Below are 16598 nucleotides of genomic sequence, written 5' to 3'. Positions count from 1 at the left end.
AAGAGGAGGAACTCCCATGGTGGATCAAGCCAGGGCACGCCGACTCGCCAAGCGGATTTCCGCGATCGTGGCTACCGCGATCGAATACGAGATCAAGGATCCGCGACTGCGGTTCGTCACCGTCACCGATTGCAAGGTGAGCGGCGATCTGCGCGAGGCGAACGTCTATTACACGGTGATGGGTGAAACCATCGACGCCGAACCCGACTACCCCGAGGCCGCCGCGGGGCTGGACGCGGCCAAGGGCGTGTTGCGGTCCAAGGTGGGCGCGGGCACCGGCGTGAAGTTCACGCCGATCCTGTCGTTCACCCTGGACAAGGTGCCCGAGGTGGCGCGGGAGATGGAAGAGCTGCTGGCTCGGGCTCGCGCCATCGACGACGAGGTGGCCAAGGTCGCCGCGAACGCCAAGCACGCGGGCGACGCGGACCCGTACAAGGTCGATCGCGACGACGAGGACGAGTAGGCAGGCATGTCCGGTCAGCGCCCGGTAGCTCGAGTGACCACGCGGGGTGCGCAAGCGCGCCCCGCGGGCACCGCCCTGTCGGGCGCAGGACCGGTGGACGCCGGATGACCAGCGTCCGCGACGGGACCGAACTGGACGCCGCCGTCGCCGCACTGGCGGCGGCGCGTTCGGTGACCATCCTGTGCCACGTGCAGCCCGACGCCGACACCGTCGGCAGCGGGCTGGCGCTGGCCTTGGCCCTGCATCGGCGCGACATACCGGTGTGCGTGTCCTTCGCCGAGCCCGCCGAGCTGCCCGCGTCGTTGCGCACGCTGCCGGGCGTGGAGCTCGTCGTGCCGCCCGCGCAGGTGCCCGACGAGGTCGACCTGCTGATCGTCGTCGACTGCGGTGCGCGCAGCCGTCTCGGTGCGCTCGCCGACCGATTGCCCGGCGCGACAACGACATTGGTGATCGATCACCACCGCGCCAACGACGGCTTCGGCACCGTCGACCTGATCGACGAATCCGCGGCCTCGACCACCGAACTGGTCACCCGCCTGCTCGACGCGTGGGGTGTGCCGATCGACGCCGCCATCGCGCACTGCCTGTTCGCGGGCCTGGTCACCGACACCGGTTCGTTCCGGTGGGCGCGCCCCGGCAGTCACGCCATGGCCGAGCGTCTGCTGGCCACGGGCATCGACGGCACCGAGATCACCCGTGTCCTGCTCGATACCCATCCCTATGCATGGCTGCCGATGCTGTCGAAGGTGCTGTCCTCCGCTGTGGTCGTGCCGCAGGCCGCAGGCGTGGGCCTCGTCTACGCGCTGGTTCGCGCCGCCGACACCCACGATGTGGGGCCCGAAGAGGTCGAAAGCGTCATCGACGTCATCCGTACGACTTCCGAGGCGGGGATCGCCGCTGTCTTCAAGGAAGCTCGCGGCCAGAACGACCGCTGGACGGTCTCCCTGCGTTCCCGGGACTCCGCGCCCGGCCTGACCGACGGCGTCGACGTCGCGGCGGTGGCCAGTGGATTCGGCGGTGGCGGCCATCGGTTCGCCGCGGGCTACACCACTTATGGCGACCCCGACGGCGTTGTGCGCGCGTTGGTTTCCGCGCTGGGCTGATTCGCGGGGTGGGAAACCACGTTGAGCGGACAGAACTTCACTCAACGGTCGAGAATTCGACCGTTTTCGCGATTAGTGGGCGCTCAGCGTGGGCGCGTTGGTGCGCAACCGAAGGGCGAGGGGTACGCCCAGGATCGTGGTGGTGGCGCAGAGCACGAAAGCCCAGGCCGGGGTGTCCACCAGCAGGCCGGTGAGGCCCGCCACGACCAGGCCGCCGAGGTTGCCGGTCATCCAGATCAGGCCTGCCGCAGTGCCTTCGGCGGTGCCGGTGTGGCGTTCGGCCATGGCCAGCACGATCGGCAGGGCGGGCAGCAGGGTCAGGCCGATCAGGACGAAGGCCAGGAAGCCGGTGGCCAGGTTGGGGGCGACGGCAACCAGCAGGCAGGCGGCGGCGCTGGCGGTGAGGCCGACCATGACGGCGGGCAGCTCGATACCGCGACGCAGCACCGCGACCGGGATCACCGCGCACCCGACCACGCCCGCAAGGACGTTCACCAGCAGCACGATGCTGGCCGAGTCCGCGCTGACGCCGGCGGGTTCCAGCAGGGCTTGGCCGTAGGTGGCCAGGGCCACGAAGGTGCCGAAGGGGAAGAACACGGTCAGGCACAGTCGCCGCACGTAGGAGTCGCCGATGGTGGCTCGCACGGCCGCGAGCGAGGTCGAGGTGCTCGCGGCGGGTCCGGTGCCCGCGCGCATCAATTCGACGGTCAGTGCGATCGCGGCGACGGCGGCGAAGATCGTGCCGACCGCGGCCAGCGTGGTGAGCTGGCTTTCCGCGGGCAGGGCGGCGCCGAGCAGGAACGCGGCCGTCATGCCTGCGAAGGTGCTCGCGGTGCCGATCGCGATGCCGGTGGGGCGGTCCTTCTCGTCGAGGTAGTGACCGGCGATGCCGGTGATCGCGTTGAGCACCAGGGGTTGGGCGATCGCGACGACGGTTTGGCCGACCAGCACCATCACGAATCCGTCGTCGACCAGGCGCAACGCGGCGCCGATCGCGGTGAGGGCGGCACCGGCGATCAGGCTCGGCCGGAACCAGCGGTCCAGCATGATCCCGGCGGGGATGGCCAGCACGACGTAGAGCAGCGGGAACATGTTCGCCAGCCACCCGATCGCCGACTCGGAGACGCCGAAGTGCTCCGCGGCCACGGTGGTCACCGGCGCGTAGGTGAGCCATACGAGTTGGGTCGCCGCGCCGACCAGGGCGAATGCCGTGATCACCCGCCATCGCTGCACAAACGCCATGGGTGGTCCTGAGTCTTTTCGGGCGAACTCGGTTCGCGGGGTACTGCCCGAGCTGGGCAGGTGACCAGTATCACCGGTTGGGGGGCTGCCGTCCACATTTCGCGGGACTTCGTCGTATCGAGGCTGCGGGCGTATTCGTTCGGCCCTGTGCGACTGGCTTCGGTTGGTTAGGGTCAGAGCCTGGCTGTTGGGCTGACGTGTGGAGGCGATGTGGTGTCGAGGTGGGCCGGGTTGGCGTTGACGGCGTTGCTGGTCACGCTCGGTGGGTCGGTCGCGCAGGCCGCGCCGGACTCGACCGGGCAGCTGCTCGGGCGCACGGTGCAGGAACCAGGGTGGGGTACGTGGAATCGTGCATCGATTCTCGAGTACCGCACGGAAGGTCCTGTCGGCGAGACGGTTTCGGCTTCGGGGTTGCTGTTGCTGCCCGACTCGCCCGCTCCTGCCGATGGCTATCGGGTGGTTGCCTGGGATCACCCGACCATGGGTTTGGCCGGGCATTGCGGCATCACCACGTCCCGCGGTGTCCAGGAACAGGCCATCATGCAGGCGTTTCTCGATCGAGGATGGGCCGTTGTCGCGCCGGATTACCTGGGTCTGTCACCGAACTCGACGTTCCCGCACCCCTATCTACACACGCGCACCGAGGCGACCTCGACCATCGATCTGGTCCGCGCGGCCCGCGCCGCCGAGCCCGCACTGTCGACGACCTGGGCTGTGGTCGGGGCATCGCAGGGTGGACACGCGGCCCTGGCCACCGGCAGCATCGCGCCGCAGTACGCGCCGGAGCTGGATTTTCGCGGAACCGCTGCCATGGCACCGGAGTCCAACTTCGAAACTGTGTTCGCGCAGATCAGCCCCGCGACCACGAATTTCCCGATGGAGGACAAGCTGATCGGCCCGTTCGCGGGGATGTTGGCCGGGCTCAGGCTCACCCGTTCTGATATCGACGTGAACAGGATTCTCACGCCCACGGGCCGCGCACTTGTCGATGCCATCGCGTCCAGTTGCGTCGAGGATTTCGACCGAGTCGCCGCTGGTACCACTTTCGGCACGATGCTCGCCGCGCCCGTTTCCGAGATCGGCGAGGCTCTGCGCGCGTACATGGCCGCGCCGACTCGCTTCGAACAACCCTTGTTGATCACGCACGGGGCCACGGACATGGTGGTGCCGCTGCCCATGACGTTGGCCTACCTGGCCCAATTGCAGGCGGCGGGAACCGATTACGAGTTCGACGTGCACACGGTGGGTCACAGCGAGATCGAAGTGGTCTCGCGCGACAGTGTGCTGGAGTTCGTCGGAAACCTGTTCGCCCGGCCCTGACCTGGGGCGCAGCGTGGCCGGTCCGAAGTTGTCGGTGGGGTGTGCCACGATCGGCAGGTCGGTAGCGTTCGCGCCGATCGGTCCTAGGGACGGTGGTGGGTGTGGGGACTGCGAAGTCGATAGACGACACCGTTGAGACGGTCGGCCCGGCGCGCATTCTCGGGATCGCGGTGCCCACGTTGGGGGTGTTGGTCGCCGAGCCGCTGTACTTGCTGTTCGATATCGCGGTGGTCGGCAGGTTGGGTGCGCTGGCATTGGCCGGGCTCGCGGTGGGGGCGGTGATTCTCGGGACGGTGAGTACGCAGCTCACGTTCCTGTCCTATGGAACGACGGCGCGCGCGGCCCGCAGACATGGTGCGGGGGACCGGACCGGCGCTGTCGAGGAAGGTGTGCAGGCCAGCTGGGTGGGGTTGGCGGTCGGTGCGGTGATCGTGGCGGTGATCCAATTGTTCGCGGCACCACTGTGTTCGGTGCTGTCCGGTGGCGGGGAAATTGCCGGGGAAGCGTTGGTCTGGGTGCGGATCGCGATCTTCGGGGTGCCGTTGATTCTGTTGGCCATGGCGGGTAACGGGTGGATGCGTGGGGTGCAGGACGTCCGCAGACCGCTGACCTATGTTGTTGTGGGGCTGGCACTTTCGGCTGTGCTGTGCCCGGTGCTGGTGTACGGATTACTCGGCGCGCCGCGCATGGAACTGGCCGGTTCCGCGGTGGCGAACCTCGTCGGCCAGTCGGTCTCAGGAGTCTTGTTCGCCTATGCGCTGCTGCGCGAACGGGTTTCGCTACGTCCGCAACTCGCGGTGATGCGCGCCCAACTGGTCCTCGGCCGTGACCTCATCGTCCGCAGCCTGTCCTTCCAGATCTGCTTCGTCTCCGCCGCCGCCGTAGCCGCCCGCTTCGGCGCCGCCTCCGTGGCCGCCCACCAAGTAGTCCTGCAATTGTGGAATTTCCTTGCCCTGACCCTGGATTCGCTGGCCATCGCCGCCCAAACCCTGGTCGGCGCGGCCCTGGGCGCGAGCAATGTCCACGGCGCCAAAGCAATCGCCCGCCGCGTCACCGTCTGGTCCGTCCTGTTCGCCTTATTCCTGGCCGCAGTCTTCGCCGCAGGCGCGAACGTGATCCCCCTGCTGTTCACCGACGACGCCCAGGTCCTGGACCGCACCCACGTCATCTGGTGGTTCTTCGTAGCGATGATCCCCGTCGCCGGCGCCGTCTTCGCCCTCGACGGCGTCCTCCTGGGCGCAGGCGACGCCGCCTACCTCCGCACCACCACCCTGGCCGCCGCCCTCACCGGCTTCCTACCCCTGATCTGGCTCTCCCTGATCTTCGACTGGGGTGTGGCCGGAATCTGGACAGGTTTAGTCGCGTTCATGCTGCTGCGATTGATCGCGGTCGTCGCGCGAGCGAGGTCGGGTCGGTGGGCCACCGTGGGCGCGGAGGTGCCGAGCGGAGCGGCGTAGAGACGCGGTGTTCGCGTGGGTCGCCATGGTGCATGACCCGGCCGATGAGTCGTGTGCCACTGTGGACAGGTGATTCCGAAGTTGATGGCGGTCAGTGATGTGCATGTGGGGCATCAGGGGAATAGGCCTGTGGTGGAGCAGATCCAGCCTGATTCGCCCGAGGACTGGTTGATCGTTGCCGGGGATGTGGGGGAGAAGGCCGAGGAGGTGCGGTGGGCGCTGGGGTTGTTGCGTAGCCGGTTCGCCAAGGTGATCTGGGTGCCGGGCAATCACGAGTTGTGGACCACGCCGAAGGATCCGGTGCAGATGCACGGGGCCGCGCGGTACGACTATCTGGTGGCGATGTGTCGTGACCTGGATGTCGTGACGCCGGAGGATCCGTTTCCGGTGTGGACGGGGTCGGGTGCGGAGAAGTACGGCGGGCAGGTCACCCTCGCGCCGATGTTTCTGCTGTACGACTACTCGTGGCGGCCCGCGGGCACGAAGACCAAGGCGGAGGGTTTGGCGCTGGCGCGCGAACGCAATGTCGTGGCGACCGACGAGTTCCTGCTGACCCCCGACCCGTACCTCACCCGCGACGCGTGGTGCCACGCCCGCGTCCAGTATACCCAGCGCCGCCTCGACGCGCTGCCGCCGGAAACCCCGCTGGTGATGATCAACCACTTCCCCCTGGTCCGCCAGCCCACGGAAATCCTGTTCTACCCCGAATTCTCCCTCTGGTGCGGCACCGACCTGACCGCCGACTGGCACACCAGCTACAACGTGGTCTGCTCGGTCTACGGCCACCTCCACATCCCCCGCACCACCTACTACGACGGCGTCCGCTTCGAAGAGGTCTCGCTGGGCTACCCCCGCGAATGGAAGCGCCGAGGCGTCCCGGATCCGCTCCTGCGCCAAATCCTGCCCGAACCCACCTACGCCGAAGGCGACCTGAACGCCTGGGGCGGCCATTTCAAGGTCACCCCGGAAATGGAAGCCGCCGCCGAGGAAATGCGCGCCAAGGCAGAACGCAGAAGAGGCATCTAGAAGCAAATTTGCACGAAATCCCACCACCTGATTTCGTAAGCACAGACGTAACTCACCGGGCTCGAGCAAACCTGCCTACCCCGGTCCCGCCAGACGCCAACGCTGCCGCAACCGGCACCTGAGTCTGGCCTGAATACACGGAGAGGCGGGCCAGCCTTGCTGGAAAGGATTTTGCCGCGCAGTGTCGCTTCGGCGGAGCTCTTGGCGTTCCCGGATGATTTGACGGCGCACCCCGCCGAAGAACACCTCATCGCCAAGTCCGTCGAGAAGCGTCGCCGTGACTTCATCGGCGCCCGGCACTGTGCCCGCCTTGCTCTCGAGGAACTCGGTGAGAAGCCCGTCGCGATCGGCAAGGGGGAGCGCGGAATGCCGCTGTTCCCGCGCGGCATCGTCGGCAGCCTCACCCATTGCGACGGCTACCGCGCGGCCGCGATGGCGCACGCGCTGCGTTTCCGTTCGGTGGGCATCGATGCCGAACCGCACGGTCCGCTGCCCGACGGCGTGCTCGATTCGGTCAGCCTGCCCGCCGAGCGCGAGTGGCTGGCTGCCACCCCCGGCGAGGGTCTGCACCTGGATCGACTGTTGTTCTGCGCCAAGGAGGCCACCTACAAGGCCTGGTTCCCGCTGACCATGCGCTGGCTGGGTTTCGAGGACGCGCACATCACGTTCGAGATCGATTCCCGCACAGCGGATTCGGGATCGGGAACCTTTCACACGGAACTGCTCGTGCCGGGCCTGACCAACGACGGCGGCGCCCCGCTGACGAAGTTCGACGGCAGCTGGTTGATCGCCGACGGGCTGATCCTGACCGCGATCGCGCACGTCTGATGGCGGCGCGGGTGTCGCGGGTCGGCGAGCTCGGCGGTCTGGTGATCGTCGACAAGGACAGTGGGCTCACCAGTCACGATGTGGTGGCGCGTAGCCGAAAGATCTTGCAAACCAAGAAGGTCGGGCACGCGGGCACCCTGGACCCGATGGCCACCGGTGTGCTGGTGCTCGGGGTGGAGCGGGCCACGAAACTGCTCGGCCAGCTGCTTTTGACCACCAAGGCCTACACCGCGACAATCCGGCTCGGCCAGGCCACGAACACCGATGATGCCGAAGGCGAAGTCATCGCGACGACCCCCGCGCTGCACGTCACCGACGAGGCGATCGCCGCCGGCGTCGCCGCGCTGACCGGTGACATCGAGCAGGTGCCCGCCACCGTGAGCGCCATCAAGGTCGACGGCGAACGCGCCTACGCCCGTGTCCGCGCGGGCGAAGAGGTGCAGTTGGCTGCCCGCCCGGTCACGGTGTCGCGCTTCGACATTCTGGCCCGACGCGACATGGGCGAATTCGTAGACCTCGACGTAGATGTCGAATGCACCTCCGGCACCTACATCCGAGCCCTGGCCCGCGACCTCGGCGCCGCCCTCGGCGTAGGCGGCCACCTGACCGCGTTGCGCCGCACCAGAGTCGGCCCCTTCACCCTCGAACACGCCCGCACCCTCGAACAACTCGCCGCCGCCGCCGAAGCCGACCAGCCCCTGCTGAGCCTCGACGTCGACACCGCCGTCAAAACCGCGTTCCCCCTCCGCGACATCGACGAATCCCAAGCCACCGACTTGCGCACCGGCCGCTGGCTCGACCCCGTCGGCATCAAAGGCGTCTACGCCGCCATCGATCCCCGCGGTCGAGCCATCGCCCTGCTCCAGGAAAGCGGCAAACGCGCGGGTTCGGTCATCGTGGTGCGCCCGCGCGGAATCGGCGACTGACCTCACGGGCCGCCTGGCCGACTCGTGGTCCGGCCTAATCGACCAATCCGCCGCCTCGTAACCCGAAAAATCGGTTCAGGGAAGGCGAATTGGTCGATTAGGCCGGATCGCCGTCGGGGGTGAGCGGTGGTCAGCGCTGCCGAATCGGTAACGCCGCGCGTCTCGACGGTCATGCGAGCTGAGCGATCCCGACGAAAGATGTTGTCCTACAGCGTCTTAGGGGATGTCCGCGAGCGATGCGGATCTGCGGTGGAGTCCAGATCGATCCGGACCGTGAGCAGATCCGTGCCGAGCATGCGCACCATCATGCTGTTGAACCGGGGTAGCTCGCGAAGCCGAGCGCGTGCGTCATCGGCGGGAAGCGGGTGGGCGGTGCCGGTGTGCCAGCGGAAGCGAAGGCGCAGCCGGACCTGCGGATTCGCCTCGATGTTGCGGACGTAGGCCGAGGCTGCGCCGTGGTCGCTGACCAGCCAGAACGAGTCGCCCACGCGCATGCCGCCGATCGGCGTGCGGCGCGCGAGGCCCGTCCGGCGGCCGGTGGTCTCGAGCAGGGCCGAGCCCGGCATCGCCCGACCGGCCAGATGTCGAGTCAGTGGATTGGCGATGTGCCGGTGGCACCACGTGACGATGGTGCGTTTGACCTGCGGTGATGTCATGACGACCTCATTTGTCGAGACGTTGAGTCTCCACAAAGTATTGTCGAGACTCACGGTTCCGTCAATGACTATGATGGCGGCATGGAGTCGAAGCCGGTGCGCGCGCATACCGGGCGCAAACGAAACGACGCGGCCAAGCAGGCGATCCTGCGGGCGGTCCCCTCCCTGCTGGCCGCGGCGGACCGCATCGATGTCACGATGAGCGAGATCGCCGCCGCGGCGTGCGTGGGCAAGCAGACGATCTACCGCTGGTGGCCCTCGCGAGGTGCCTTGCTCCTCGACGCGATGAGTGAATGGGCCAGTGGTGCGGTGCCCGAACCCCGCACCGGCAACCGGCGCGACGACGTCGCCGCGTTCCTACGGGCGACGTTCGCCGCTGCGTCGACGCCGCCCGCCGATGCGCTGTTGCGCGCGATTCTGGCTGACGCCCAACGTGATCGACAGGTCGCGGACCAGCTCGCCGAGTTCGTCGCGGTTCGCCGGAATGCGCTCGCCGCGATTCTCGCCCGCGACGGGGCGAACCCCGACGACGTGGAGTTGCTGGTAGATCAAGCGTTCGGCGTGCTCTGGTATCGACTCTCGGTGACTCGTGCGCCGCTGAGCGGGAAGCTTGCCGACCGTCTGGCCGACTCGTTGTGTGCCGCACCGGCTTCGGGGAATCCGTAGAGTGGCGGGACCGGCCGAGGGTGGTCGCGGGAGAGGGATCGTGAGATGAGTGCAGAGTCGGTCGATACGTTCACGCTGTGGGATCGCGACGGGGACGGGCTGGTGTCGGTGGACGACATCGTCGACGGGATTCGTTCCGCGGGAGTCGAAGTCGATCGGGAGGCTGTCGAGCGGATGGTCGCCGCCGCGGACACCAACGGGGATTTTCTGGTCTCCCGTGCCGAGTTCGATGCGGCGGTGGTGCAGGGGCGGATCGAGGTCACCGACGCCGACGCGGCGTTTCGGGTCTTCGATATCAACGGCGACGGCCGGATCTCGGTCACCGAACTGGACGCGCTGATTCGGCACGTGGGTGCGGGGCGCATCGACGAACCGGCTGCCGACCTGCTCGCGGCCGCCGACCAGGACGGCGACGGGTATCTCTCGCTGTCCGAATTCCGTGTGCTGCTGGACTTCTTGTCGCGGTGAGACCGGCGTAATCACGCAATTCGACGCCGAATAATCAGAAAACTGATCGGTGGGCGACGTTTTGCGTGATTACGCCGGGTGTCAGGGGTGGTGGACAGGGGTTAACGCCGTAATCGGGGTGGGCGATAGCCGAGAAGTATGGCTTTCGCTGCAGAGGGGTAGATCATGATGGGAAAGTCTTGGATCGGGGTGATCGCCGGTGTGACACTGGTGCTCGCGGGGTGCGGTAGCGGGGATGCGCAGGCGCCGGGGTCGAGCTCGGTGCGGCCGAGCACCACGCCGACGACGAGCGTGACGACAACGGTCATCACGCCGGCTTCGGGCACCGACCAGCCCACGATCGTGCCCGCGCCGTCGACCACCGCATCATCCGGCGGATCGGTGACGACGAAACCGGCACCGACGCCGCAACCCACGGGCACGATCATCCTGTCGACCCGGACGGTGGCCGGTTCGCCGGTGCCGAATGTGCTGGTGCACTTGGCATTACATCGACCCTGTGACCCGGTCTCGCACGACATCAAGACGGGCGAGACGTCGGAGGCCGCGCGATTCGACGCGCACACCGACGCACAGGGCATCGCCACGTTCCCGAACGTGCCGGTCGGCTGCTACTACTTCGGCATGACCCCGCCCGAGGGCAGCAGCCCGGTCCCCGTCGGCATGCACACGCTGTTCCTGACGACCGCGGGCGCCACCCAGAAGGGGACCCTGGAGTTCAACAACATGACCAGCTCACCCAACTGCGACGAGACGACCATCGAAACCAGCCTCGGGGTCGATCCCGCGCCTGCGATCACCATCGACCTCTGCGACGGGGCGTGGGCGGTGGTCCGCTGGGACAGCCGAGGCGACAACCAGCAGATCATCAACTCCAACGTCGGCGGATGGCAGACGTACACGATCTTCCCGCACACCATCTGCTGGGCGAAGGCCACCGCCGACGGTGTTCCCGACCGGTTCAAGCGTTTCTTCGACTGCTAGGCGGTCAACCAAATAGCTTCGGCGGCAAGGGTTCCCAGTTCGGTAGGGGAATCGGCGGCGGCGATGCGCACGGCGATGGTGCCGGCGAAGTCGCGGCGTTCCTCGACGGCGATGGAGGTGTCGAGGGCGATGCCGACGGAGTCGAAGTAGCGCAGCATCGCGGGGTCGGAGTCGGAAATGCGCGCGACCCGGCCTGATTCGCCCGCGGCGAAGTCGCTGAGTTGGCGGGCGGGGGGTGTGGGGACCGCGCCGTCGGCGGAGGGGATCGGGTCGCCGTGGGGGTCGCGGTCGGGGTAGCCGAGTTTGGCGTCGATGCGCGTCATGAGCAGATCGGAGACGGCATGTTCGAGGATTTCGGCTTCGTCGTGGACCTCGTCCCAGCCGTAACCCAGTTCGTTCACCAGGAACGTCTCGATCAGGCGGTGGCGGCGCACCATCGCGACCGCGGCGCGGCGGCCGTGTTCGGTCAGGGTGATCGCGCCGTAGCGGGCGTGTTCGACCAGGCCCTGGTCGGTGAGTTTGCGGACCGCCTCGGACACGGTCGAGGCCGAGACGCCGATGCGTTCGGCGAGCAGCTTGGTCGACACCTTCTCCTGCGACCACTCCTGCGCGGTCCAGATCACCTTCAGATAGTCCTGCGCCACCGCCGACAAATCGGGGGCGAGGGTGGCGGTGGGACTGAGTTCGGCCTGCTCGCCGGGCTGCGTGGACGCACGGCGGGTCGCGACATCTCGTTTACCTGGCACGTTTTCAATGTTAGGCATCCCTGGCCCGAATGACACATCGGCGAACCGGCACGCCGGTGAACTCGTCGCACCGGAATTCTGTTCGCGTCGTGCTTTGCGTAGGCTTCGCGGTGTGCAGAGATGGCGAAGTCTGGACGACGTGCCCGGCGACTGGGGGCGTTGCGTTCTCACGATCGGCGTGTTCGACGGAGTTCACCGGGGGCACGCGCAGCTGATCAGCCGCGCGGTGGCCGCCGCCGAACAGCGTGGTGTCCCGTCGGTTCTGATGACCTTCGATCCGCACCCGATGGAAGTGGTGCGACCCGGTTCGCATCCCGCGCAGCTGACCACGTTGACCCGGCGCGCGGAACTGGCCGCGCAGCTGGGCATCGATGTGTTCTGTGTGATGCCGTTCACCCAGGAGTTCATGAAGCTCGCGCCCAGCGAGTACGTCAACGACCTGCTGGTGGATCGACTGCACGTGAGCGAGGTGGTGGTCGGCGACAACTTCACCTTCGGGAAGAAGGCCGCGGGCACGGTCGACACGATGCGTGAGCTGGGCGAGCGGCTGGGTTTCGAGGTCGACGGCGTGACCTTGCTCGGTGAGCACGCGGTCACGTTCTCCTCTACTTACATTCGCGCCTGCGTGAACGCCGGCGATATGGCCGCCGCGACCGAGGCGCTGGGCCGCCCGCATCGGGTGGAAGGCATCGTCGTGCGCGGCGACGGGCGTGGGCGTGGTCTTGGCTTCCCGACCGCCAATGTGGCGCCCACGATGCACGCCGCGATCCCCGCCGACGGGGTGTACGCGGGCTGGTTCACCGTGCTGGGCGACGGGCCGACCATCGGCACGGTCGCGCCCGGACAGCGGGCGATGGCGGCGATCTCGGTGGGCACCAACCCGACCTTCTCGGGTCGCACGCGCACCGTGGAGGCCTTCGTGCTCGACGGTGAGGCGGACCTGTACGGGCAGCACGTCGGCGTGGATTTCGTCGAACAGCTGCGCGGGATGCGCAAGTTCGACTCCATCGACGAACTGGTCGAAGCCATGGGCCGCGATGTCGAGGCCGCGCGCAAGGTCCTCACCGCCGACGAGGCCTGAGGCCGATTCGTTAGCGCATTGTTGCGTCGGGTAAAGTGGCTCCTCGGGTTTGCTGCGGTCCGCGGCGGCGCCCATCCCGGGTAACCGGAACTTCGAGCGCGGAACTGAAAATAGGAGTCCAGCCATGGCGCTGACCACCGAGCAGAAGTCGGCGATTCTCGCCGAGTACGGCCTGCACCCCACCGACACCGGCTCGCCGGAGGCGCAGATCGCGCTGCTGTCGAAGCGGATCTCGGACCTGACCGAGCACCTCAAGACGCACAAGCACGATCACCACACCCGTCACGGCCTGCTGGCCCTGATCGGTCGTCGTCGCCGCCTGTCGAAGTACCTGCAGGCCAATGACATCAACCGCTACCGTTCGCTCATCGAGCGCCTCGGCCTGCGTCGGTAATTTTTGCGGCTGGTGCCGCGGGTTTTCGGCCTCGTAACCCCGAATCCGAGGGGCGATACTGCGCCTTCGGCGTTCCGTCTCGCCCCTCGGATCCGGGGCGGCCGAAAACGTGGTGCTCGAGTTCGTATGACATGCCATCCTGAGGGAGGCGGTCGACATCTAGCCAGCGGGAAGAAGTACACTTCTTCTCGTTGGCTATTTGTGTATTCAACATGTGACAGCCGTGTGTACCCGTCCGCGTGGCGTCGGTCTTCGGTAGTGGCCTTTCGGCAGGCGTTGTTCTAACCGCCGTCGGGCTTCGATCGATGACCGCCTCTGCGTCGCCGCTTCCAAGGGGATTCGGCCGGGTGCTGCGCGTGGCAAGCCAGGAGGGTTTCCACGTGTCCGTGTCCGGTACGGCTGACGACAGCTGGTTCCGCGCCCACCAGGGTGCACATGCGCCTGGAAACGGCAGCGCGGTCCAGCGAGACGAGAGGTCGAGAGACGAAAATATGACGCAGACAACTGAACGTGCATCGACTGCGGTCGAGGTCGAGCCCGGTGTTTTCGAGTCGGTCGCGCTGATCGACAACGGTAGCTTCGGCACCCGCACCATCCGCTTCGAAACCGGCCGTCTGGCCAAGCAGGCCGCGGGCTCCGTCGCCGCCTACCTGGACGACGAGACCATGCTGCTGTCGGCGACCACCGCCGGCAAGCACCCCAAGGATCATTTCGACTTCTTCCCGCTGACGGTCGACGTCGAAGAGCGCATGTACGCCGCGGGTCGCATCCCCGGCTCGTTCTTCCGTCGCGAGGGTCGCCCCTCCACCGACGCGATCCTGACCTGCCGCCTGATCGACCGGCCGCTGCGCCCGACCTTCATCGACGGTCTGCGCAACGAGATCCAGGTCGTCGTGACGGTCCTGAGCCTCAACCCGGTCGACCTCTACGACGTGGTGGCCATCAACGCCGCCTCGGCGTCGACCCAGCTGTCGGGCATCCCGTTCTCCGGCCCGATCGGTGGCGTTCGCGTCGCCCTCATCGGTGAGCAGTGGGTCGCGTTCCCGACCGTCGAGCAGCTCGAAGGCGCCGTGTTCGACATGGTCGTCGCGGGCCGTGTCACCGACACCGGCGACGTCGCCATCATGATGGTCGAGGCCGAGGCCACCGACAAGGTCATCGCGCTGATCGAAGACGGTGCGCAGGCGCCGACCGAGGCCGTGGTGGCCCAGGGTCTGGAAGCCGCGAAGCCGTTCATCGCGCGTCTGGTCCGTGCGCAGGCCGACCTGGCGGCGCTGGCTGCCAAGCCGACTCAGGAATTCCCGCTGTTCCCGCCGTACGGCCCCGATGTGTTCGAGGCTGTCGAGGGCACCGCCAAGCGTGAGCTCAACGACGCGCTGAGCATCGCCGACAAGCAGGTCCGCGAGGCCAAGATCGACGAGATCAAGGCCGAGGTGCTCGGACGCCTGGGTGACGACTTCGTCGGTCGCGAGAAGGAACTGGGTGCCGCGTTCCGCTCGGTGACCAAGAAGCTGGTTCGCCAGCGCATCCTCACCGACGGTTTCCGCATCGACGGGCGTGGCCTGGCCGACATCCGCGAGCTGTCCGCCGAGGTCGACGTGATCCCGCGCGCCCACGGTTCGGCGATCTTCGAGCGTGGCGAGACCCAGATCATGGGTGTCACCACCCTCGACATGGTGAAGATGGCACAGCAGGTCGACTCGCTGGGCCCGGAGACCTCCAAGCGCTACATGCACCACTACAACTTCCCGCCGTTCTCCACCGGCGAGACCGGCCGCGTCGGTTCGCCGAAGCGTCGCGAGATCGGCCACGGCGCGCTCGCCGAGCGTGCGCTGATGCCGGTGCTGCCCTCGCAGGAGGAGTTCCCGTACGCCATCCGTCAGGTCTCGGAGGCACTGTCCTCCAACGGCTCGACCTCGATGGGTTCGGTCTGCGCCTCGACCCTGTCGCTGCTCAACGCCGGTGTGCCGCTGAAGGCGCCGGTCGCGGGCATCGCCATGGGCCTGGTGTCGGACACCATCACCAATGACAAGGGTGTCGAAGAGGTCCGCTACGTCGCGCTCACCGACATCCTCGGCGCCGAGGATGCCTTCGGCGACATGGACTTCAAGGTGGCAGGCACCCGTGACTTCGTCACCGCCCTGCAGCTGGACACCAAGCTCGACGGCATCCCCTCGCAGGTCCTCGCGGGTGCGCTGAACCAGGCGCACGACGCCCGCACCACCATCTTGGACGTGATGGCCGAGGCCATCACCGACCCCGACGAGATGAGCCCCTACGCCCCGCGCGTGACGGCCATCAAGATCCCGGTCGACAAGATCGGCGAGGTCATCGGGCCCAAGGGCAAGATGATCAACCAGATCACCGAGGAAACCGGCGCCAACATCTCCATCGAAGATGACGGCACTGTTTTCGTCGGTGCGACCGATGGGCCTTCCGCCCAGGCCGCGATCGACATGATCAACGCCATCGCCAACCCGCAGCTGCCCAAGGTCGGCGAGCGTTTCCTGGGCACGGTCGTCAAGACCACCGCCTTCGGTGCGTTCGTGTCGCTCCTGCCGGGCCGTGACGGTCTGGTGCACATCTCCAAGCTGGGCAACGGCAAGCGCGTGGCCAAGGTCGAAGACGTGGTCAACGTCGGCGACAAGCTGCGCGTGGAGATCGCCGACATCGACAACCGCGGCAAGATCTCGCTGGTCCCGGTCGAGGACGACGCCGCCGCCGAGCCGGTCGCCGTCGAGGAAACCGTCGTCGCCGAGTAAGCGTTCGAACTGATCACCAAAACCCCCGCCGTTGCGGGCGGGTTCACGCGGTCGTCGCAACACTCTCGATTGAGAGGTTGCGACGACCGTGTCGTTTTCAGAGGATCTGGACCAGTTCGGTGAGCAACTGATCCGTTTGGTCGATGCCGGGATCACGGTGAAAGATGCCGCGGTCTCGCTGGGTATCCGCCGCGATCGTTGTTATGCGATCCTGCGCGCGAAGGGCCGGCCGGTAGGCAAGCCGAAGCGGTCACGATCGGCGATGGACCAGGACCTGATCAGGTCGGTATTCGGGTCGAGCGGATCGGTAAATCAAGCAGCCAAAGCAGCGGGAGTGTCACACACGGCCGCCCGCGCGATCTTGGTCGATGCCGGACTGGTCGATGCGCAGACCGTTGCGATCGCCAAGCCTGAGGCCAAGGCGCGGTTCTTGGAGCTGGTCGAGGCCGGTTGGTCGACCACGCGTGCGGCCCGCG

The 16598-nt window shown here is 67.2% G+C and carries 17 protein-coding genes and 1 pseudogene; 14 read left to right on the top strand and 4 right to left on the bottom strand.

Annotated elements, in window-relative coordinates; translation table 11 throughout:
- Positions 1-16: 16 nt before the first annotated feature.
- Together rbfA and ACFWU5_RS00750 are read left to right on the top strand one after the other, a co-directional pair.
- Complete coding sequence (gene rbfA / locus ACFWU5_RS00755; RefSeq protein WP_379240804.1) at positions 17-463, top strand: 30S ribosome-binding factor RbfA; 447 nt, start codon at positions 17-19, stop codon at positions 461-463.
- Between the two features lie 104 nt (positions 464-567).
- Positions 568-1566: a bifunctional oligoribonuclease/PAP phosphatase NrnA gene (locus ACFWU5_RS00750; protein WP_379265671.1), complete on the top strand. Its 999-nt coding sequence runs from the start codon at positions 568-570 to the stop codon at positions 1564-1566.
- A 72-nt stretch (positions 1567-1638) separates the two neighbouring features.
- On the opposite strand, the gene ACFWU5_RS00745 is transcribed toward ACFWU5_RS00750, so the two are convergent.
- A complete protein-coding gene (locus tag ACFWU5_RS00745) occupies positions 1639-2808 on the bottom strand; it encodes an MFS transporter (protein ID WP_379265670.1) in 1170 nt (389 codons plus the stop codon).
- A 210-nt stretch (positions 2809-3018) separates the two neighbouring features.
- On the opposite strand from ACFWU5_RS00745, the gene ACFWU5_RS00740 reads away from it, so the two are divergent.
- The 5 genes from ACFWU5_RS00740 to truB all read left to right on the top strand — a co-directional run bounded on the left by ACFWU5_RS00740 (position 3019) and on the right by truB (position 8365).
- On the top strand, positions 3019-4128 hold the full coding sequence (locus tag ACFWU5_RS00740) for a lipase family protein (protein ID WP_379240807.1): 1110 nt from the start codon (positions 3019-3021) through the stop codon (positions 4126-4128).
- A gap of 119 nt (positions 4129-4247) precedes the next feature.
- Positions 4248-5585: an MATE family efflux transporter gene (locus tag ACFWU5_RS00735; protein ID WP_379240987.1), complete on the top strand. Its 1338-nt coding sequence runs from the start codon at positions 4248-4250 to the stop codon at positions 5583-5585.
- Between the two features lie 69 nt (positions 5586-5654).
- A complete protein-coding gene (locus ACFWU5_RS00730) occupies positions 5655-6611 on the top strand; it encodes a metallophosphoesterase family protein (RefSeq protein ID WP_379240808.1) in 957 nt (318 codons plus the stop codon).
- Between the two features lie 156 nt (positions 6612-6767).
- Positions 6768-7439, top strand: coding sequence for a 4'-phosphopantetheinyl transferase Npt (npt, locus tag ACFWU5_RS00725; RefSeq protein WP_379265669.1), 672 nt, complete (start codon positions 6768-6770; stop codon positions 7437-7439).
- 11 nt (positions 7440-7450) lie between these two features.
- Positions 7451-8365 (top strand): tRNA pseudouridine(55) synthase TruB, encoded by a 915-nt coding sequence (truB, locus tag ACFWU5_RS00720; RefSeq protein WP_379265668.1) that lies wholly within the window; start codon positions 7451-7453, stop codon positions 8363-8365.
- A gap of 206 nt (positions 8366-8571) precedes the next feature.
- Here truB and ACFWU5_RS00715 read toward each other — a convergent pair whose 3' ends face one another.
- Positions 8572-9021, bottom strand: a complete 450-nt coding sequence (locus tag ACFWU5_RS00715; protein ID WP_379265667.1) for a nitroreductase/quinone reductase family protein — start codon at positions 9019-9021, stop codon at positions 8572-8574.
- Positions 9022-9102: 81 nt separating this feature from the next.
- Between ACFWU5_RS00715 and ACFWU5_RS00710 the strand changes: the two genes are divergently transcribed.
- Entirely contained in the window at positions 9103-9687 is a 585-nt protein-coding gene (locus ACFWU5_RS00710) for a TetR/AcrR family transcriptional regulator C-terminal ligand-binding domain-containing protein (protein ID WP_379265666.1), read from the top strand.
- A 45-nt stretch (positions 9688-9732) separates the two neighbouring features.
- Positions 9733-10155 (top strand): EF-hand domain-containing protein, encoded by a 423-nt coding sequence (locus ACFWU5_RS00705; RefSeq protein ID WP_379265665.1) that lies wholly within the window; start codon positions 9733-9735, stop codon positions 10153-10155.
- Between the two features lie 101 nt (positions 10156-10256).
- On the opposite strand, the gene ACFWU5_RS00700 is transcribed toward ACFWU5_RS00705, so the two are convergent.
- Positions 10257-10583, bottom strand: coding sequence for a hypothetical protein (locus ACFWU5_RS00700; RefSeq protein WP_379240813.1), 327 nt, complete (start codon positions 10581-10583; stop codon positions 10257-10259).
- 31 nt (positions 10584-10614) lie between these two features.
- On the opposite strand from ACFWU5_RS00700, the gene ACFWU5_RS00695 reads away from it, so the two are divergent.
- A complete protein-coding gene (locus ACFWU5_RS00695) occupies positions 10615-11139 on the top strand; it encodes a hypothetical protein (RefSeq protein ID WP_379265664.1) in 525 nt (174 codons plus the stop codon).
- On the opposite strand, the gene ACFWU5_RS00690 is transcribed toward ACFWU5_RS00695, so the two are convergent.
- Positions 11136-11885 (bottom strand): metal-dependent transcriptional regulator, encoded by a 750-nt coding sequence (locus ACFWU5_RS00690; RefSeq protein WP_379240815.1) that lies wholly within the window; start codon positions 11883-11885, stop codon positions 11136-11138. The two genes, ACFWU5_RS00695 and ACFWU5_RS00690, sit on opposite strands and share 4 nt — an antisense overlap.
- Positions 11886-11997: 112 nt before the next feature.
- On the opposite strand from ACFWU5_RS00690, the gene ACFWU5_RS00685 reads away from it, so the two are divergent.
- The 4 genes and pseudogenes from ACFWU5_RS00685 to ACFWU5_RS00670 form a co-directional block, all read left to right on the top strand.
- Positions 11998-12966, top strand: a complete 969-nt coding sequence (locus ACFWU5_RS00685; RefSeq protein WP_379240816.1) for a bifunctional riboflavin kinase/FAD synthetase — start codon at positions 11998-12000, stop codon at positions 12964-12966.
- Between the two features lie 124 nt (positions 12967-13090).
- The gene (rpsO, locus tag ACFWU5_RS00680; RefSeq protein WP_379231837.1) at positions 13091-13360 is read left to right on the top strand and encodes a 30S ribosomal protein S15; all 270 of its coding nucleotides are present in this window, start codon (positions 13091-13093) and stop codon (positions 13358-13360) included.
- A 491-nt stretch (positions 13361-13851) separates the two neighbouring features.
- Positions 13852-16122: a polyribonucleotide nucleotidyltransferase gene (locus tag ACFWU5_RS00675; protein ID WP_379265663.1), complete on the top strand. Its 2271-nt coding sequence runs from the start codon at positions 13852-13854 to the stop codon at positions 16120-16122.
- A gap of 262 nt (positions 16123-16384) precedes the next feature.
- Positions 16385-16588 (top strand): annotated as a pseudogene (locus ACFWU5_RS00670) (IS30 family transposase); the annotation flags it as partial.
- Positions 16589-16598: the final 10 nt, after the last annotated feature.

Source organism: Nocardia sp. NPDC058640 (assembly GCF_042716995.1).
Classification (GTDB): Bacteria; Actinomycetota; Actinomycetes; order Mycobacteriales; family Mycobacteriaceae; genus Nocardia.
The sequence above is the reverse complement of the archived record's forward strand: the minus strand, read 5'-3'. Positions and strand labels throughout refer to the sequence as shown.